The sequence below is a fragment of the Mesorhizobium sp. M0848 genome (assembly GCF_040319805.1).
In the GTDB taxonomy this organism is placed as follows: domain Bacteria; phylum Pseudomonadota; class Alphaproteobacteria; order Rhizobiales; family Rhizobiaceae; genus Mesorhizobium.
This window is the reverse complement of the sequence record NZ_JAMYOM010000013.1, coordinates 72699-90617: the sequence shown is the minus strand read 5'-3', so window position 1 is coordinate 90617 and position 17919 is coordinate 72699. Positions and strand designations below refer to the sequence as shown.

The following is a 17919-nucleotide window of genomic DNA, read 5'->3' as shown; positions in this document are numbered from 1 at the left end:
GGGCAGTAGGCAGTAGGCACGGTCAACTTCCCTACTCCCTACTGACTATTCCCTCTCTTGATATACCGCATCACCACCTGCGCGGCGATCTCGCCGGACGGTCTATCCGTCGCCATGCGCCGCGTGATCTCTGCAAATCCATTCTTCTGCCAGGCGCGCATGCCGCTGTCGGCGAACAGGGCTTCCAATTGCCGGGCCAGATTGTTCGGCTTGATGTAGCCGTCGTAGAATTCCGGAATAAGCGCTCGATCCGATATCAGATTGGGCAGCAGCGCCGACCAGACGGAAACGAGGTACGGCGCCAAGACGCGCGCGACCGGGTCGAGCCTGTAGCAGGAAATCATCGGCACGCCGGCCAGCGCCAGTTCCAGCGATACCGTCCCGGACGCGATCAGCGCCGCATCGGCTTTGCCGAAAGCCTGCCATTTGCGTTGGGGATCGACGATGATCTCAGGCTTTTCATCCCAGCGGTTGACGGAGGATTTGACGAGGTCGGCGACATGCGGAACGGTCGGCAGCAGCAGCCGTAGGCGGTGGCCACGCGCACGCAGAATCGACACCGTCTCGCCGAACGGGTCGAGCAGCCGCCGTACCTCGCCACGCCGCGAACCGGGCAGGACGAGCAGGGTCTTGACGCGATCAGGAGAAAGGTCGCGCGGCAGCTCCTGCGCCTTGGCTGCGGCCAGCAAGCCCGCATCGTGGGTCAGGCGATGCCCGACATAAGTGCCCGGTGGCCCGCCGAGCCGATCGAGCTCCTTGACCTCGAAAGGCAGGATGCAGAGGATGTGGTCGACATAGGGCTTCATCGCCACCGCCCTGCCCGGCCGCCACGCCCATACGCTCGGGCAGACATAGTGGATGATTGGAATCGACGGGTTGGCCGCACGCACCTTTTTGGCGACGCGCAACGAAAAGTCCGGACTGTCGATGGTGACAAGGCAGTCCGGCTTTTCGTCGGCAACGGTCTTGGCCAGTTGGCTGATCCGCCGTATCAGGCGCGGCAGGTCGCGCAGGACGGCACTGAACCCCATGAGGGCGATCTCACCGGCATCGAATGGCGAGACCAGTCCCAGCGCCTGCAAATGACGGCCGCCGAGGCCGACGAGTTGCACCTCGCGCCCGGCCGCCTGCCTGAGCGAGCGTACTATGTCGGCGCCGAGCAGGTCGCCGGACTCCTCTCCGGCAACGATCGCGATCTTCAATGCCCTGTCAGCCATTGCGCGGCTCCGTGGCGACAGGCAGGCCAAGGACGAACAGGCCGAGTGCATTGGCGCGTGCGATGGTTCCAGGACCTTCGAGGATCAGCGAGCGTCCCGCCTCGACGGCAATGCCGGCGAGCCCGGCCGCGTGCGCTGCCTCGACCGTCTGCGGACCGATGGATGGAAGATCGGCGCGCAGTTCCTGACCAGGCTTGGCGCACTTGACGAGGACGCCGCGGGTCTTGCCCGCAATACGGCCGTGGCCGCGCAGCAGCTTCGCACGATCAAGCAGGCCGGCTGTTCCTTCGATGCCTTCCAGCGCGATTGCCCGGCCGCCAACCGCGATCGCCGCCTGGCCGACATCCAGCGCCCCGATGGCCTTTGCTGCCGCAAGGCCCGCCTCAATATCACGCCAGTCCAATTTTCGCGGTTCGGCCTTGGTCAGCACGCCTTCGGCGGCGACAAGATTCGGCACTACTTCGTGGGCGCCAACGACCTTTATTCCACGCGCTTCGAGGCCCCGTGCCAAGATCTTTAGAAGACCATCATCGCCACGCGCGAGCGCCATGACGACCAAAGGAATCACCGCGAGCAGGCTGAGACTGGGGCGCAGCGCAAGCAATCGCGGCCGGCGCTTGATCTCGCCTGCAAGCACCAGATGGGTGATCCGGTGCCGCCGCAGCAATGGGACGAGCGAGCCTATACCTTCCAGAGCGAGGTTTTCGTGATCGTATCGGGAGAGTTCCGCGATGCGGTCGACTTCGCCTTCCATCAGGATGACGAAGGGCGGATAACCTTGTTCAGCCGAACCGGCCGCGACTTCGACCGGCAGACTGCCGCCGCCGGCAATGATGCCGACCCTGGAGCCCGGCGGAAGATCAAGACGCGCTGCCGCTGTCTCAGTCTTCGTCATCGACATCGTCGCCATCGCCGCCCTTGAGCGACGGCACAGCATAGTGCCGCTTGCCGCGACTGGTAATGAAATCGATGATCTTCATGGCGGTCGGCGACGACACGAACTCCGCCTTGGCGAATTCGATGTTCTCGCCAACGGTGCGGGAACGATCGAAGATCATCCTGTAAGCCTTGCGCAGCACAAGGATTTCGGACCTCGGCAGACCGGAGCGCTTGAGGCCGATGATGTTGAGACCGCGCAGGCTGGCGCGGTTACCGACCGCGATGGCAAAGGGGATGACATCGCCGACGATCGCGGAGCAACCGCCCAGAAAGGCGTTGTCGCCGATGCGGACGAACTGATGCACTGCGGTCAGGCCGCCGATATAGACATTGTTACCGACCTCGCAGTGGCCGCCCAGCGTTGCGCCATTGGCGAACGTCGCATTGTTGCCGACGACGCAATCATGGGCGATATGGGCGTAGGCAAGGAAATTGCCATTGTCGCCGACCGTGGTCTCGCCGCGGCTGGAATCGGTACCGAGATGCATGGTCACGCCTTCGCGGATCGTGCAGTTCCTGCCGATGACCAAGGTGGTTCGGCCGCCCTTGTGCTTGGTGTTTTGCGGCGGCGCGCCCAATGTCGCCATCGGGTAGACCTTGGTCGAGGCGCCGATCGACGTCGCGCCCATCACCGAGACATGACTGACCAGTTCGACGTCGTCGCCGATCACCACATCGGCCCCGACATGGCAGAACGGCCCGATGCGCGCGCCTTGGCCGATTTGGGCGCCTTCCTCGACAATGGAGGAAGCATGAATGGATGTTCTGATTTTCATAAGCACTCGATCGTCAGTCGCTGGTGACCATCATGGCTGAAATCTCGGCCTCGGCCGCCTTGGCGCCGTCGACCATGGCTTCACAAGCGAATTTGAGCAGGTTGCCGCGTTTCTTGATTTTCTTGACATAGATCTTCAACTGGTCGCCGGGAACGACCGGTTTGCGGAATTTGGCGTTGTCGATGGTCAGGAAATAGACCAGCGACGGCTTTTCGGTGCCCAGGCTGCGGATACAGATGGCGCCGGCCGTCTGCGCCATCGCCTCGACGATGAGCACACCCGGCATGACCGGCTGCTCAGGGAAATGGCCCTGAAAATGCGGCTCGTTTATGGTCACGTTCTTGATGCCGATGGCGGATTCGTCGCCATCGATGTCGACGATACGATCGATCATCAGGAACGGATAGCGGTGCGGCAGGAGCTTCATCAGCCCCATGATGTCGACCGCTTCCAGCGTCGTCGACGCGATCATGTCAGCCATTGCCTCCCTCGCCCTGTTTGCGGGTCCTGGCGAGCTTGCGCAGCATGGCTATCTCCCGCATGGCTTCCGCCATCGGCTGTGCCGGATAGCCGCCCCAGATCTCGCCTGCAGGGACATTGCTCATAAATCCACTTCTGGCGGCAAGCTTGGCCCCTGTCCCTATGGTCAGGTGATCCGCAAGCCCGACGCCGCCGCCCATGGTGACATTGTCACCCACGATCACAGAACCCGAAATACCCGAAAGCCCGGCTATTATGCAATTGCGGCCGATGCGGACGTTATGGGCGATCTGCACGAGATTGTCGATCTTGGTGCCCTGGCCGATGACCGTATCGGACATGGCGCCGCGATCGACGGTGGTGTTGGAGCCGATCTCGACGTCGTCCTGGATAACGACACGACCGATCTGCGGCACGCGCTCGGGCCCCTTGGCCCCGCCGACGAACCCAAAACCATCTTGGCCTATCCTGGCACCGCCATGAATGATGACGCGATTGCCGATCAAGGCATACTGGACGCTCGCGCCTGGACCGACATAGCCGTCGCGGCCGATCTGGCAGGATTGTCCGATGACCGCATTTGGGGCGATGACGGTACCGCTGCCGATCGAAGCGCCTGGCCCGATGACCGCGCCGGCTTCGATGACGGCACCGGCTTCGACATGCGCGGTCGCATCGACATGAGCGTGCGGCGAGACGCCGGTTTCACTGGTCATCGGCCCTGGTGTCGCCGCCCTCGGAAACAGCAGACGCCCGACAAACGCGAAGGCCTGTTGCGGACGCGGATGAACCAGAACGGCAACGCCGGCCGGCGCCTTGCCGGCAAATTCCGCCGGGCACAGGACCGCGGCTGCCCGCAGCGACGGCATCAGCGCGGAATTGCGCTTGCCGTCGACAAAGACGAGCGCATTCTCGCCGCCCTCGCTGGCTGGCGCGAGTGCTTCGATCGAAATATCTGAGTGGCCGGAATCGACGAGCACCGAGCCGGTCAGATTCGCGACTTCGCCCGCCGTATACCGGCGTGATGGCGCGAAGAACACCGGATCGGTCATTCCAGAAGCTATATCCAGCTAGGTCGGAACATTTCTCCCGGACCCTGAAGACCCGGGAGCATCGTTGGCCGCCGATCAGAAGCGGGTCGATATGCCGAAGTTGAATTCCTGCACGTCGTCGCGCGCTTCCTTCTTGACCGGGATCGCATAGTCGATACGGATCGGACCGAACGGCGACGCCCACATCAGGCCGAGGCCGACCGAGGCACGCAACTTCATGCCGACCGAGTCCTGGGTGACGCCAGCGGTGTCGACCTTGCTTCCATAGAGCGTTGCCGCATCCGCGAAGACAGCGCCACGCAAGCCGAAGCTTTCCGGTACGACCGGCAACGGAAACTGAGCTTCTGCGGACGCATTGAAATAGGTCGTGCCGCCGAGATGGTCGCCCGTAGCAATATCGACAGGACCGATGCCGCCATAGGCAAAGCCACGGATCATGCGATCGGTGCTCTGGAATTGATCGAAGATCCGCAGACCATCGCTGCCGTATCCTTCAACATGGCCAGCGCCACCTGAAATGAGCCCGACTAGGTCGTACTGCTCCGACAACGTCTGGTAGATGCTGCCGCGCCCCGTGACCTTCACGAACTTGGCATCACCGCCGAGGCCTGCGACTTCTACCGTCGTGGTGGCGTAGATACCCTCGTGCGGGCTCTTCATATCGTCGATGGTGTTGTAGACCAGCCCGAGGCTGACCGACGACTTGATCCAAGGGCTTTGTTCGATGCCATCCAGGATAGCCGTGGAAACGTCACACTTCGCCGGATCGTAAACGCCGCCGGTCACGCAATCGTCTTCCAGCTTATACTTTTCTTGCGAGATGTTGTACGCCAACTGGGTCGAGATGCTGTCGGTGATCGGCAGACCGAAGCGCACCGTCGCGCCCACAGTGTCGCTTTCGTAGTTGTCGTATTCCCTGGTCTGCTTGAAGATGTCGAAACCGGCAGCGATGCGCCGTCCGAGGAAATAAGGCTCGGTGAAGGACAGGCTGTAGTCGCGTGAATTCTTGCCGCCGCCCGCCGACAGCTTGATGAACTGGCCACGACCGAGGAAGTTGCGCTCGGTCACCGAGCCTTCGACCGACGGACCGGCCGTGTCGCCACCGGTCGAATAACCAGCGCCTACCGAGAACTCGCCGGTCGATTTCTCGACCACATCGACCACCAGAACGACCTGGTCAGGCTGCGAGCCCGGCACGGTCGAGATGTCGACTTTCTCAAAGTAATTCAAGTTTTCCAAACGCTTCTTCGCGCGCTGGATGAGCACCTGGTTGAAGGCATCGCCTTCGCTGACGTCGAACTCACGGCGAATGACATAGTCACGCGTGCGATCGTTGCCGCGGATCTCGATGCGTTCGATATAGGCCTTGGTGCCCTGGTCGATCGTATAGACAACCGAAATGGTGTGGTTCTCGAAATTGCGGTCGCCGCGCGGCGTGACCTGCGCGAAGGCATAGCCGGAACCGGCCACCTTCTCGGTCAGCGCGATGATGGAATCCTCTACGTTCTTGGCGTTGTAGACGTCACCCTTGTGGGTCTCGATCACCGATTCCAGCGACTTGCCGTCGACTTCAGGGATCGAGCTCTCGACGCTGACGTCACCGAACGTGTAGCGGTCGCCTTCCTGGACGGTGATGGTGACCGTGTACTTGTTCGTCGCACTGTCGAGTTCACCGACAGCGGACACGACCTGGAAGTCGGCATACCCATGATTGTAGTAAAAGCGACGCAGCAGCTCCTGGTCGGCGCGCAGCTTGTCGTCGTCATAGACGTCGTCGCGCAGGATGAAGGAAACCCAGGACGAACGCTTGGTGTTGATGATATCCGACAGGCGGCGGCTGGAATAGGCGCTATTGCCGACGAAATTGATCGCCGCGATCTGCGTGCGATCGCCTTCAGCGATGTTGAAGACAACATTTACGCGATTGTCGCCAAGCTGCATGACCTGCGTGGTCACGGTCACATCGTCGCGACCAATGCGCCTGTATGCAGCCTTGACCGATTCCACGTCGGCATCGAGCGTCGCCTGCGAGAACGTTCCGCGCGGCTTCAGCTGCACGGCCGCCGCAAGCGCATTGTCCTTGAGCTTCTTGTTGTTCTGGAACAGCACCTGGTTGACAACCTGGTACTCGGCAACCTTGACCACCAGCGTCGAGCCGACCTGGTTGATCTGCACGTCCGAAAACAGGCCTGTGCCGAAGAGCGCCTTGACCGCACCGTCGATATCGGAACTGGAGAAAGCCTTGCCCGGCTTGATGGTGATGTAATTGCGGATGGTCTCAGCGTCGATACGCTGATTGCCGCTCACTTCGACTCTGCTGACGACAGCGGCTTCAGCCGCCGATGTGGCAACGAACTGCACTGCGAGCGCGCCTGGCACGACCATGGCCGCGGACAGGGTCACCGCGGACGCGGCGCTTAGAAACTTGGATGCTGCCTTCATCGGGCTTAATAACCTTTTCTCGTAGTCCCCACGGCGAGAAAACCGGACGTGCGGTAATTTCCCCTACCGTATTAACCGGATTTTCCCTACACGCAAGGCTTCTGGTTAATTTGTATTTACTTAACCCTGCGGCGTGGCTTTCGCGTCACTCATATCCCCTTGCATGGTAAACGGCGTCTCAACATCGTCCATGCAGAAGCCAAATTTCTTCATGATTTCAGCACCCAAACAGATCGTTCCAAAAAACGAACCCCATGAAGCACAGCACCAGAAGCAACCCGGCCCGATAGGCCATTTCCATCATCCGTTCCGACACCGGACGGCGAATGACAGCCTCCACCCCGTAGAACAAGAGGTGACCGCCGTCGAGGGGGGGAATCGGCAAAAGGTTCAGAATTCCGATGCCAACGGATAGCAGTGCAACCAGCTGCACGAGCCATTCGAATCCCAGTTTCGCAGCCCTGCCCGCCATGTCGGCTATCTTCACCGGACCGCCCAGCTGACATTTGTCTTCGCGCCCGACAACAAAGCGCTGCAGGAACTGGCCGGTGCGCTGGATGACGTGACCGGTTTCCTCGACCGCCGCCGCGACCGCTCCGACCGGCGTGTAGGTGATGAGCCTCGGCTGGCCGAGTTCCTTGTTATTGACGACACCGATCACGGCGACCTTGACCTTGTTGCCGAGCGCGTCTTCCTGTTCCATCAGCCGCGGCGCCGCGGTCACAGTGACCTCCTGGCCGTCGCGCAGCATGACGAAGGTGATTGCGTCGTCGGCACGGCCCGAGACCAGGCGTTGAACGTCGCCAAAGGTTTCGACCTTGTTGCCGTCGACGCTGACGAATCGGTCGCCGGGAAGAATGCCGGCCTTCGCCGCCGGGCTGTCGGCGGTCACCTCGGCCACCATGGGCTCGGCGACATAGCGGCCATAGGCGGTGAACAGCACGGAAAAGACGACGATCGTCAGCAGGAAATTGAACAACGGTCCGGCCACCACCGTTGCCGCGCGCTTCCAGATCGGCTGCGTGTGGAAGGCGACCTTGCGCTCTTCCTCGGTCAGCGTTTCAATTTCTTCCGACGTGGGCTGGCTCGATGTGGCGTTCATGTCGCCGACGAATTTGACATAGCCGCCAAGCGGTATCGCACACAGTTTCCAGCGCGTGCCGTGGCTGTCGTTGAAGCCGAAAAGTTCCGGGCCGAAGCCGATCGAGAAGGCCCTGACACCGATGCCGCACCAGCGCCCGACAAGGTAATGGCCCATTTCATGGACGAACACGACCACTGTCAGCACGAAGAGGAATGGCACCAGCGTGCCCAGGACAAAGCCTTCTGTGCTGAAAAGCGCGTGAAGAATCTCGTTCAAGACAAACCCTCAAATTCTTCCACGGCGCAGACTGCGCCGTGACTGTGACACCAATCCGGGCGAATCCAAGGCGCACCGCGCATAGGACCCTGAAATGACATCGCTCAAACGGGAAACAGACCCTGCGCCGGATGATCGGCGTTCGCCGAAATCCAGCCGATGACGTATAGGGCGAATGCCGCTGCGACAAGCCCGTCGACACGATCCATGACGCCGCCATGGCCCGGGATGAGCGCCCCCGAATCCTTGCGGCCATGGCGGCGCTTGATCCAGGATTCGAACAGGTCGCCTGCCTGCGAGACAATCGACAGCACGAGCGCGACCAAGCCGAGCAATACCAGATTGCCGACACCGGCAGCTGCGGCGAGGACCAGCCCGGCGACGACGCCGCCGACAGCGCCGCCGAGTGCGCCGCTGCGCGTCTTGCCGGGCGAGATCGCCGGCGCCAGTTTCGGCCCCCCAACGGCGCGCCCCACGAAATAGGCAAGGATATCGGTGGCCCAGACGACCGCGAACAGGAACAGGATGGCAATGAGGCCTGAACGATCGCCATCCCGCAGCAAGGCGAGCGACAGGCCTGAAACCGCGGCATAGGCAAGGCCGCTCGCATCCCATTGTCCGGTCTTGCGAACCGAGGCGGCTATCGCCGTTGCGGCAACAATGGCCGCCACAAGCGGTAGCAGCCAGGAGGAGGCCAGGCCGCCAATCAAGGCGCCAATGAAGACAACCAGCAGTGCTTCCGGCAGGAAACCCAGACCCGTTGCCCCGTTTGGCCGCGACATGCGGGTCCATTCATAGAAGATCGCCGCTACGATCACGGCACACAGCAGCCGGAACGGCAAACCGCCGATCCAGGTCAAGCCGAGAGTGATGATGGCGAGCACGATCGCCGAAACGATACGGAGTTGAAGATTGCTCATCCCGCGGCCGGTCGCGAAGCGACGTCCTGGCCTCCAAGTCCGCCGAAACGGCGTTCGCGGCCAGCAAACTCACGCAAAGCTTCCGCAAGGTGCTCGCGGCTGAAGTCGGGCCAATAGCAAGGCAGGAAGACGAGTTCGCTATAGGCGGCTTGCCACAGAAGGAAGTTTGACAACCGAAGCTCGCCGCTGGTGCGGATGACGAGTTCCGGGTCGGGAATGCCTTGCGTATCAAGCGCGCCGGCAAAACTTTCGGCTGATATCGCCTCGGCGTCGAGTTCGCCACGCGCCACGGCCGCCGCAAGCTTTTGTGCCGTGCGAACGATTTCGTCTCGTCCGCCATAGTTGAAGGCGATCACCAGCGTCAGCGATTCGTTTGCGGCCGTCAGCGTTTCGGCCTCATCGAGCAGTCCCCTGATATCAGACTGCAGCCCTGCCCGGTCGCCGATGATTCTAACCCGCACACCGCTCTGGTGCAGTTCAGCAAGGTCACGGCGGATGAACATTTTCAAGAGGCCCATCAGGTCGCTGACCTCGGACTTCGGCCGCGACCAATTCTCCGACGAGAAAGCATAGACGGTCAGGTAGGAAATGCCGAGCCCAGGTGCCGCGCGCACCGTCTTGCGCAGCGCCTCGACACCGGCACGGTGGCCCGCAAGACGGGGCATGCCGCGCGCCTTGGCCCAGCGTCCGTTTCCGTCCATGATGATCGCGACATGCGCGGGCGTTGCCATGTTCTTGCTTTCGGGTCAGCCGGCGGCCATGACCCTAAACCTGCATGATTTCAGCTTCCTTATCGGAAAGCAGGTGGTCGATGTTGCTGATCGTCTCGTCGGTAAGTTTCTGGACCTGGTCCGAGCGCTTGCGCTGATCGTCTTCGCTGATGTCGCCGTCCTTCTCCGCCTTCTTCAGGAAGTCCATGCCGTCGCGGCGCACATGGCGCGCGGCGACACGGGCGTTCTCGGCGTAGGTGTGCGAGATCTTGACCAGTTCCTTGCGGCGCTGTTCGTTAAGTTCGGGAAGTGGAATCCTGAGGTTGGTGCCGTCTACGATCGGGTTGAACCCCAAATTGGATTCGCGGATCGCGCGGTCGACCGCGCCAACCATCGACTTGTCCCATACCGATACCGAGATCATGCGCGGCTCCGGCACCGAGACGTTGGCGACCTGATTGATCGGCATGGTGGTGCCGTAGGCCTGCACCTGGATCGCATCGAGCAGATTGCTGGAGGCGCGACCGGTCCGCAGCGAGGCCAGATCATGCTTGAACGCGGCAATGGCCCCATCCATGCGCCGCTTGAGATCGTCGTACTCACCACTCATCTTTATCTCCTCGACCGTCTAATGCGGGCTCACTGCTTCGGGGCCGTCTTCGAATCGAACTTCCGAAAACCGGCTTCCCTTTTCGGGTCAGGCCGCCGATCAATCGTCCGCGACGACCGTGCAGCGGCCGCCGCCCCTCAGAATATCGCCGAAACCACCTTTTTCGTGGATCGAATAGACGATTATCGGAATGTTGTTTTCGCGCGCAAGTGCAATCGCAGCGGTATCCATGATGGAAAGGCCGCGATTTATGACTTCGCCATGGCTGATGCGCTCGAAACGCGTCGCATTCGGGTCCTTCTTCGGGTCCGCCGAGTAGACGCCGTCGACCTGAGTGCCCTTGAACAGCGCGTCGGCGCCGATTTCAGCGGCGCGAAGGGCTGCGGCCGAATCAGTGGTGAAGAATGGATTGCCGGTGCCGCCGGCAAAGATCACCACCTTGCCCTGGTTCATGTAGGCGGTCGCCTGGCGCTGCGAAAAGCTCTCGCAAAGTTCGGGCATGGCGATCGCCGAAAGCACCACGGCGTCGACGCCGATCTTGTTCAACGACGTGCGCAGCGCCAGCGAGTTGATCACCGTGGCAAGCATGCCCATGTGGTCGCCGGTGACACGGTCGCCGCCCTTGGAGGCAACGGCCACGCCGCGAAAGATGTTGCCGCCGCCGATGACGACGCCGACCTCGATGCCCAATGCACGCGCCTCGGCGATGTCGCCGGCGATGCGATCCACTACTGAAACGTCGATGCCGAAATGCTGCTCGCCCATCAGTGCTTCGCCCGACGCTTTCAGCAAGACACGTCGGTAGAGGGGCTTCACCGTCATCTGGGCCTCTTCATTTGCATGTGGCGCGTTCCGGGTGGCTGCTCTGGCGCAGGCGCGCCATCCGAAACAATGGCGTTCCGATACACGAAGGGCGCCGCGATGTAACGCGGCGCCCAAACGGCAAATTGCCGGTTTCCTGCCCATTGATCAATTGGTGGACACGCTGGCCGACTCTCCTTCGATAAGCACCGGTGACACGTAGTTGGGGGGCTTGTCGCCGGTTGTCGCGCCGCCGGTAACGCGCGCCTGTATCTGCGAACCGAAATAGGAATAGGGAAACGGCGCTGGAGTTCTGCTGGCTCTCTCCAGCCGGTCGCGATGCGCTTTCGGAATCTCGAAATCCAGCGCGCCAAGATTGTCACGCATTTGGCTGAGCGTCGTCGCACCGAGGATGACGGTTGCGATCCCCGGCTGCGTGGCCACCCAGTTGAGCGCGACCTGAGGCATGCTGCGGCCGACCTCGGATGCGACCTTCTCGAGTTCGGCCACGATAGCCCAGTTGCGTTGCGTGAACTTTTGGAAACCCGGATGCGTCGAGTTGCGAAATCCGTCGAGGCGGCCGTTTCCGGTCTGGGCCGGTCGATACTTGCCGCTCAGCAAACCGCCGGCCAGCGGGCTCCACACCATGATGCCGGCGCCATGGCGCGTGCCGAATGGCACGAACTCGTTCTCGATCGCGCGTTCGGCCAGCGAATATTCGAGCTGTAGCGCCGAAACCGGCTCATATCCTCGCAATTCGGCGATCGCCTGTGCGCGGCCCGCATACCAGGCGGGCACATCGGAAAGGCCGACATGGCGCACCTTGCCCATCCGGACCAGGTCGTCCAGCGTGCGCATGACCTCTTCAGCCGGGGTCAGCCTGTCCCAGACATGCATGAGATAGAGATCGATATAGTCGGTCCCCAACCGTTTCAGCGAAGCATCGACGGCCCGCATGATGTTCTTGCGGCCGTTGCCGCCAGCATTCGGATTGCCGGGCTGCATGTTCATGGTGAACTTGCTGGCTATCACCGCCGTGTCGCGCAGCCCGCGCTCGGCGATGAATTCACCAAGCCAGGCTTCGGCCGTGCCATCTGTGTAGAGATCCGCCGTGTCGAACACATTGCCGCCCGCCTCGACATAGGCGTCGAAAATCGCCCGCGCCGTATCCCTGTCGGCTCCCCAGCCCCATTCCTTGCCGAAAGTCATCGTGCCCAGTGCCAGTCGGCTGACCCTAAGGCCGCTGTTGCCAAGAGTGTAGTAGGTCATGGTCATGATCGTCTTCCAATGCTTGGTGATAGATACCCCGCGCGTCACTGGCCCGGAGTGTTCTTGACCCAGGGATTGCCGCGCTCGTGTGTCATGTGGAACGCGAAGCCATCGACCTTCCAGCCATCCGCAAAACGCGTCAGGTGATGCTCATAGGTGCCCCAGACCTCCCAAAGCGGGTCGCCATTGCCTTCCATCCGGTTCCAAGCATAGCCGTTCGACAGGACAGTCGCCGTGTCCGCCTTGAGAGCGACCTGGTGATTGGTGCGCAGATGCAGGCTTGTCTTGCTGCCCTTGAGGTTGGCCGCCCAAGCGCCAACCAGATCGTCGGAAGCGATGTTGGCCGCCGGCTGTCCGGAGAGACTGCTGAAGTCGGCGGTGATCCGATCCGCAAAATAGCCGCGTGCAAGTTTCCAGTCCTGGGCGTCAACGGCCCGGTCGATGGCATCGGCAATGCGAATGACCGCGCGTTCGTCTGCAAGGGCCCGCCAGTCTGATGGCTCCGCCCCACCGGCATCCATCGGCGCCAACGCCATGCCTGCCGTGAAAGTTACGTGCTTTAACGTGTTCATGTCTCGTCTCCTCAGTGCCATCAGCCGATCGCCGATGAGTTGGCGACAATGTGGACCACCGCCTTGGCATCGATAAGGTTGCATTGTTCGCAAAGACCATGCGATATCATTCATGAATGGATCGCGATCTGCTCAGCCATCTTCCGGTCGTGGTCGCCGTTGCCCGGCGTGGCGGCTTCGCGCTTGCCGCCGCCGAACTCGGCATGAGCCCTTCGGCGGTCAGCCATGCGGTGCGCATTGTCGAAGAGCGGATCGGCCAGCCCTTGTTCGCCCGCACGACGCGCAGCGTTTCGCTCACCGAGGCCGGCAAGGCGCTGGTGGAAACGGCGGCTCCGGCCCTCCAGGATATTGCCGAGCGGATGGACCGCATCCGCAGCGTCAAAGGCAGGCCGTCTGGCCTGCTCAGGATCAACGCCTCCAACATAGCGATACCATTGGCGGTGACGCCGGTGGTCGCGGCGATGGCCGAGCGCTATCCGGAGGTTACGGTCGAGGTCTTCGCTGACCAGGGTCTGGTTGATATCGTCGGCGAAGGCTTCGATGCCGGCGTCCGGCTTGGCGAGATGATCGCTCAGGACATGGTTGCGGTCCGGCTGACGCCGCCATTCTCCGTCGTCATCGTCGCCTCGCCCGCCTATATCGGAAGGCACGGCCGTCCCGGCGGCGTTGCCGACCTGGCGAACCACAATTGTATCGGCTACCGGCTCGTCCGCTCCGGTGCGCTCTATCGCTGGGATTTGATCGAGGATGGCAAGGACATCGCCATGGAGACGCGGGGCAGCGTTGTCGTGACGGATTCGCTCGCAGCAATCGATCTTGCGCTTGCAGGCGTCGGGCTTGCCTATGTGTTCGAGCCGCTGGCGCGCGCCGATCTTGCCGCGGGCCGCCTCGTCCAGGTGCTGCCGCAGACGGCGATCGAGGAACCGGGGCTATTCCTCTATTTCCCTCGCCGGGCGGCGATGGCGCCGAAGCTCAGGGCCTTTATCGACACCGCACAAGAAATCGGCCGGGCCTCCTTGCGGACACCCGGCCGAGTTGCCTGAGTTCGTGAGCCCTGGAAAGGGCTATTTCTTGACCGCTGCAGCGACTTCCGCGGCGAAATCGGTCTCTTCCTTCTCGATGCCCTCGCCCAGCGCAAAGCGCAGGTAGGCGGTGATCTTGGCCGGCGCACCAATCTCCTTCTCGGCATCCTTCAGCGCCTTCTCGACAGTGATGTCGGGATTGAGCACGAAGGCCTGCTTCAGGAGCACGACTTCCTCGTAGAACTTGCGCAGACGGCCCTCGACCATCTTCTCGATGATCGCTTCCGGCTTGCCGGACTGGCGCGCCTGGTCGGAGAAGATCGCCTTCTCGCGTTCGACCGCGGCCGGATCGATCTGCTCTGCCGTCAGCGCCAGAGGGTTGGTGGCGGCAACATGCATCGCCACCTGGCGGCCAAAGGCGTTGGCGGCATGCTCATTGCCCGTGGTCTCGATCGCGACCAGCACGCCGAGTTTGCCAAGGCCGTCGGCAACCGCGTTGTGAACGTAGGTAGCGACAGCGCCGTGCGGAACGGTGAGCTTGGCCGAGCGGCGGAAGCCCATGTTTTCGCCGATGGTGCCGACAGCGTCCTTGATGGTGTCGGCAACCGACTTGTCGGACCCCGGATACTTTGCGGCGGCCACAGCCTCCGTCGTGCCATAGGCCAGCGCAACCTTGGCAACGTTGGCGACGATTTCCTGAAACGCGGCGTTGCGGGCCACGAAGTCGGTCTCGGAATTGACTTCCACGACGGCAGCTTCGCGCACGCCATTGTCGACGCCGATCAGACCTTCAGCCGCGGTGCGGCCAGCCTTCTTGTCGGCCTTGGAGATACCCTTCTTGCGCAGCCAGTCGACGGCCTCTTCCATGTTGCCGTTGGTCTCGGTCAACGCGGCCTTGCAATCCATCATGCCCGCGCCGGTCAAGTCGCGGAGTTCTTTGACCTGTGCAGCCGAAATGCTCATTGTCGCCTCTTTGTTTTAAATGCACCGACGCACCATCGGTATTCGATGGTGCGTCTGTTTAGCGTGCCAGAATATGAGAAAGATGAAGGCCGCAACCGGCCTTCGATTATCAAGCTTCGGGAGCTTCCGACGCCGGGGCCGGAGCCGGGTCGAGCGCGGGTTCGACCGGAGCTTCGACCGAAGCGCCGATGTCGACGCCGAGCGCGCCCTGCTGGCGGGCGATGCCGTCGATCGCAGCCTTGGCGATCAGGTCGCAATAGAGCTGGATGGCACGGGCCGCGTCGTCATTGCCGGGGATCGGGAAGTCGATCTTGTCCGGATCGCAGTTCGAATCGATGATGGCGACGACCGGGATGCCGAGGCGCTTGGCCTCGAGGATGGCGATCGCTTCCTTGTTGGTGTCGATCACGAACATCAGGTCGGGCGTCGAGCCCATGTCCTTGATGCCGCCCAGCGCCTTGTCGAGCTTCTCGCGCTCGCGGTCGAGGTTGAGGCGTTCCTTCTTGGTCAACCCTTGCGCTTCGCCGGCCAGCATCTCGTCGAGCTTGCGCAGGCGCTGGATCGAGTTCGAGATCGTCTTCCAGTTGGTCAGCATGCCGCCGAGCCAACGCGAGTTGACATAATACTGAGCCGAACGCTGTGCCGCATCGGCGACGATGTCGGAGGCCTGGCGCTTGGTGCCGACGAACAGCACGCGGCCACCTTCGGCAACGGTGTCGGAAACCTGCTTCAGCGCCTGGTGCAGCAAAGGCACCGTCTGCGACAGGTCGATGATGTGGATGTTGTTGCGGGCGCCATAGATGTAGGGCGCCATCTTCGGGTTCCAGCGGTGGGTCTGGTGGCCGAAGTGAATGCCAGCTTCCAAAAGCTGGCGCATGCTGAAATCAGGCAGTGCCATTCAAAGTTCCTTTCCGGTTAGCCTCCACGGACACAGGCATTTTTGGACTTTGTCCTCGAACGCCACCGGAGGTTTCAGCCGGATTTCTCCCGGGCAGACACCAAAGTCCGTGTGTGGAATGAGCGCGCATATAGAGGGGATGCGCGATAAACGCAAGCGCCGCAGGATCCGTGGTGTTGCGTGCGACGATCCGCGCCCTGCTGTCAGCGCTTGACCTTGCCGTTCGGCACCCGCACCCGCCGGAAGACCGCGACGATCTCCTCGCGGCTGCATTCGATAGCGCCGAGCCGCACCGCACGATCACGCTCGAAGCCCGTTATGTCATAATGCGGCGCCGAAGTCTTGGGCGGTCCCTGGTACGATGAACGCTTGACGCCGAGCCGGGCGGCAAAGCGATGCAACTCGTCGGTGTCGTCGGCCAACAGATGGCACCAGCGATGGCCGGCCCAGTTCCAGATCGCTGCGTCGACATAGACTGCCATGAGGCTTGCCGTATTCCTTCATCTTGCGCCGACAGGCACTCGTCTAGCGATGATAGAAGGGATTCGGATAGAAAATGAAGCCGCCGCCGGCCTCGACTTCAGCCACGGTGCTGGTCATTGTGTCCTGCATGCGACGATGCAACTCGGCAACCGCATCGTCGATCGAGCCGGCATACTCATGCAGGCCCAGCGCCTCCGGCGCCCGGATATGGGCGCAACGCGGTCCGGCCGGCTGCGGAATGAACCGGTTGATCGTGTCACGCAGTCCGCCCCGGCAATAGTCGTTGCGGACCCGCTTCAGATGTTCGGCGATCTCTTCCAGGCTGATGCGCGGGTTGGCCGCGGCCCAGGGCCCGACGCGTTGCAGCCTCTGAATCGTGTCGGCGAGCGCGCGGACCTGCTTTCGGCCTTCCGCATCGCCACTGTTTTCGCGCTGCCAACGACGCGCCCGCCGCAGAAGTTCGGTTACGTCGGTGACATCAGTGTCGGGCGAGATGCTTTCGCCGAGTCGGCGGCCGAGTTCAGCAACCAATGCCTGCTGACGCTCGGTATAGGTTGCGCCTTCGTCGGATGGCATGCCCGATGCTGCTTCATCGCGGGCCAGCAGCGTCGAATAGACATGGTGGATGCGCTGCGGCAGCGTGTCGGTCGCAAGGCGTTCTATTTTCAGGCTTTTCTCGACATAGGCGCATTCCTTCGCCAGCGCCGCTTCGACATTCCCGGTGAAGGCCAGCTTCCAGACGACTGGCGCGATCCAGACCTTGAAATCCGGATCCGTGGCCCGGCCGCGCTTGAGGGCCTCGAGCCCCATCTCGACGGCACCCGGCAGCAAAGGCGCAACGACATTGGCATGCCAGCCGACGCCGCCTTCGGGATGCAGCAGCACGCCATGGCCTTTCAAGGCCCAGGCGATCGAGTGTTCCTTGGCTGCCCCGCTGTTGCCCGGAATCTGGGCGATCAGATTGTTGGCCAGCCAGAACTTCTGCATCAGCCGGCCAAGGCCGTTGACGACACCGTTGGTTGCCCATGAGGCCGTGAGCGGGCTGACCTGCGACACAATCTCCTTGTCGATCATCCAGTCGGTGAAGAACTCGGGATGATTGGGCGTGATGAAGGTCGCCTTCCCTGCCCCGCAACTGGCCTTCAGCCGCTCAAGATCGGCGTCGGGAAAGTCGATATGGCGGACATTGGCGACGCCGCGAAGACCGGCCAGGCGATTGAACGGCAACAGATCCCGAAATCCGGGAATGCCGCGCAGCATGACGATCCGGTTGACGGATGTCATGGCCCTGATCAGTGCCGGGTTGGGCCGCGGCGCGACGAATGTATCGATCCTGCTCAAGCTGATCCCCCTCGCGCCTGGACGCTGGGAGAGGTTGAGAGACGATTGCGGCACGTTCAAGTCG

18 protein-coding genes are annotated in these 17919 nt (G+C 62.1%); 1 reads left to right on the top strand and 17 read right to left on the bottom strand.

What is annotated here, in order from left to right; translation table 11 throughout:
* Positions 1 to 38 precede the first annotated feature (38 nt).
* The 13 genes from lpxB to NKH95_RS16685 all read right to left on the bottom strand — a co-directional run bounded on the left by lpxB (position 39) and on the right by NKH95_RS16685 (position 13148).
* A complete protein-coding gene (gene lpxB / locus NKH95_RS16745) occupies positions 39 to 1217 on the bottom strand; it encodes a lipid-A-disaccharide synthase (protein WP_128303625.1) in 1179 nt (392 codons plus the stop codon).
* Complete coding sequence (locus tag NKH95_RS16740) at positions 1210 to 2127, bottom strand: LpxI family protein (protein ID WP_352442398.1); 918 nt, start codon at positions 2125 to 2127, stop codon at positions 1210 to 1212. Before NKH95_RS16740 ends, lpxB begins: the two co-directional genes overlap by 8 nt.
* A complete protein-coding gene (lpxA, locus tag NKH95_RS16735) occupies positions 2099 to 2932 on the bottom strand; it encodes an acyl-ACP--UDP-N-acetylglucosamine O-acyltransferase (RefSeq protein WP_352442397.1) in 834 nt (277 codons plus the stop codon). Before lpxA ends, NKH95_RS16740 begins: the two co-directional genes overlap by 29 nt.
* A 13-nt stretch (positions 2933 to 2945) precedes the next feature.
* A complete protein-coding gene (fabZ, locus tag NKH95_RS16730; RefSeq protein ID WP_013531753.1) occupies positions 2946 to 3413 on the bottom strand; it encodes a 3-hydroxyacyl-ACP dehydratase FabZ in 468 nt (155 codons plus the stop codon).
* Positions 3406 to 4464: a UDP-3-O-(3-hydroxymyristoyl)glucosamine N-acyltransferase gene (gene lpxD / locus NKH95_RS16725; protein WP_352442396.1), complete on the bottom strand. Its 1059-nt coding sequence runs from the start codon at positions 4462 to 4464 to the stop codon at positions 3406 to 3408. The genes fabZ and lpxD overlap by 8 nt, the downstream gene beginning before the upstream one ends.
* A 75-nt stretch (positions 4465 to 4539) precedes the next feature.
* Entirely contained in the window at positions 4540 to 6906 is a 2367-nt protein-coding gene (gene bamA / locus NKH95_RS16720) for an outer membrane protein assembly factor BamA (RefSeq protein ID WP_352442395.1), read from the bottom strand.
* A 217-nt stretch (positions 6907 to 7123) separates the two neighbouring features.
* Entirely contained in the window at positions 7124 to 8266 is a 1143-nt protein-coding gene (rseP, locus tag NKH95_RS16715; protein ID WP_023812928.1) for an RIP metalloprotease RseP, read from the bottom strand.
* 104 nt (positions 8267 to 8370) lie between these two features.
* On the bottom strand, positions 8371 to 9186 hold the full coding sequence (locus NKH95_RS16710; RefSeq protein ID WP_352892069.1) for a phosphatidate cytidylyltransferase: 816 nt from the start codon (positions 9184 to 9186) through the stop codon (positions 8371 to 8373).
* Positions 9183 to 9917, bottom strand: a complete 735-nt coding sequence (locus NKH95_RS16705) for an isoprenyl transferase (protein WP_023812930.1) — start codon at positions 9915 to 9917, stop codon at positions 9183 to 9185. Before NKH95_RS16705 ends, NKH95_RS16710 begins: the two co-directional genes overlap by 4 nt.
* A 34-nt stretch (positions 9918 to 9951) precedes the next feature.
* Positions 9952 to 10506: a ribosome recycling factor gene (gene frr / locus NKH95_RS16700; protein ID WP_023812931.1), complete on the bottom strand. Its 555-nt coding sequence runs from the start codon at positions 10504 to 10506 to the stop codon at positions 9952 to 9954.
* A 99-nt stretch (positions 10507 to 10605) separates the two neighbouring features.
* Positions 10606 to 11328 carry a UMP kinase gene (gene pyrH / locus NKH95_RS16695; RefSeq protein WP_013531760.1) on the bottom strand — a complete coding sequence of 241 codons (723 nt, stop codon included), beginning with the start codon at positions 11326 to 11328 and terminating at the stop codon, positions 10606 to 10608.
* 147 nt (positions 11329 to 11475) lie between these two features.
* Complete coding sequence (locus tag NKH95_RS16690) at positions 11476 to 12582, bottom strand: aldo/keto reductase (RefSeq protein WP_352442394.1); 1107 nt, start codon at positions 12580 to 12582, stop codon at positions 11476 to 11478.
* A 38-nt stretch (positions 12583 to 12620) separates the two neighbouring features.
* The gene (locus tag NKH95_RS16685; protein ID WP_128303617.1) at positions 12621 to 13148 is read right to left on the bottom strand and encodes a nuclear transport factor 2 family protein; all 528 of its coding nucleotides are present in this window, start codon (positions 13146 to 13148) and stop codon (positions 12621 to 12623) included.
* Positions 13149 to 13264: 116 nt separating this feature from the next.
* Here NKH95_RS16685 and NKH95_RS16680 point away from each other — a divergent pair, with 116 nt between their 5' ends.
* Positions 13265 to 14191, top strand: a complete 927-nt coding sequence (locus NKH95_RS16680) for a LysR family transcriptional regulator (RefSeq protein WP_127295546.1) — start codon at positions 13265 to 13267, stop codon at positions 14189 to 14191.
* A gap of 21 nt (positions 14192 to 14212) precedes the next feature.
* Here the strand turns inward: NKH95_RS16680 and tsf are convergent, their stop codons facing one another.
* The 4 genes from tsf to NKH95_RS16660 all read right to left on the bottom strand — a co-directional run bounded on the left by tsf (position 14213) and on the right by NKH95_RS16660 (position 17855).
* On the bottom strand, positions 14213 to 15133 hold the full coding sequence (gene tsf, locus NKH95_RS16675; RefSeq protein ID WP_023812936.1) for a translation elongation factor Ts: 921 nt from the start codon (positions 15131 to 15133) through the stop codon (positions 14213 to 14215).
* A gap of 109 nt (positions 15134 to 15242) precedes the next feature.
* Positions 15243 to 16031, bottom strand: coding sequence for a 30S ribosomal protein S2 (gene rpsB / locus NKH95_RS16670; protein ID WP_352892066.1), 789 nt, complete (start codon positions 16029 to 16031; stop codon positions 15243 to 15245).
* Positions 16032 to 16234: 203 nt separating this feature from the next.
* A complete protein-coding gene (locus NKH95_RS16665; RefSeq protein WP_023812938.1) occupies positions 16235 to 16513 on the bottom strand; it encodes a DUF4031 domain-containing protein in 279 nt (92 codons plus the stop codon).
* Between the two features lie 43 nt (positions 16514 to 16556).
* A complete protein-coding gene (locus NKH95_RS16660) occupies positions 16557 to 17855 on the bottom strand; it encodes a lysophospholipid acyltransferase family protein (protein ID WP_352892064.1) in 1299 nt (432 codons plus the stop codon).
* Positions 17856 to 17919 lie beyond the last annotated feature (64 nt).

Coding starts and splice junctions, on each gene's coding strand:
- pyrH (WP_013531760.1), bottom strand. CDS start 11,328: ATGACGGTGAAGCCCCTCTACCGACGTGTCTTGCTGAAAGCGTCGGGC.
- lpxD (WP_352442396.1), bottom strand. CDS start 4,464: ATGACCGATCCGGTGTTCTTCGCGCCATCACGCCGGTATACGGCGGGC.
- fabZ (WP_013531753.1), bottom strand. CDS start 3,413: ATGGCTGACATGATCGCGTCGACGACGCTGGAAGCGGTCGACATCATG.
- NKH95_RS16705 (WP_023812930.1), bottom strand. CDS start 9,917: ATGGCAACGCCCGCGCATGTCGCGATCATCATGGACGGAAACGGACGC.
- bamA (WP_352442395.1), bottom strand. CDS start 6,906: ATGAAGGCAGCATCCAAGTTTCTAAGCGCCGCGTCCGCGGTGACCCTG.
- frr (WP_023812931.1), bottom strand. CDS start 10,506: ATGAGTGGTGAGTACGACGATCTCAAGCGGCGCATGGATGGGGCCATT.
- NKH95_RS16710 (WP_352892069.1), bottom strand. CDS start 9,186: ATGAGCAATCTTCAACTCCGTATCGTTTCGGCGATCGTGCTCGCCATC.
- rpsB (WP_352892066.1), bottom strand. CDS start 16,031: ATGGCACTGCCTGATTTCAGCATGCGCCAGCTTTTGGAAGCTGGCATT.
- lpxA (WP_352442397.1), bottom strand. CDS start 2,932: ATGAAAATCAGAACATCCATTCATGCTTCCTCCATTGTCGAGGAAGGC.
- NKH95_RS16740 (WP_352442398.1), bottom strand. CDS start 2,127: ATGGCGACGATGTCGATGACGAAGACTGAGACAGCGGCAGCGCGTCTT.
- NKH95_RS16685 (WP_128303617.1), bottom strand. CDS start 13,148: ATGAACACGTTAAAGCACGTAACTTTCACGGCAGGCATGGCGTTGGCG.
- tsf (WP_023812936.1), bottom strand. CDS start 15,133: ATGAGCATTTCGGCTGCACAGGTCAAAGAACTCCGCGACTTGACCGGC.
- NKH95_RS16665 (WP_023812938.1), bottom strand. CDS start 16,513: ATGGCAGTCTATGTCGACGCAGCGATCTGGAACTGGGCCGGCCATCGC.
- lpxB (WP_128303625.1), bottom strand. CDS start 1,217: ATGGCTGACAGGGCATTGAAGATCGCGATCGTTGCCGGAGAGGAGTCC.
- NKH95_RS16680 (WP_127295546.1), top strand. CDS start 13,265: ATGGATCGCGATCTGCTCAGCCATCTTCCGGTCGTGGTCGCCGTTGCC.
- NKH95_RS16690 (WP_352442394.1), bottom strand. CDS start 12,582: ATGACCATGACCTACTACACTCTTGGCAACAGCGGCCTTAGGGTCAGC.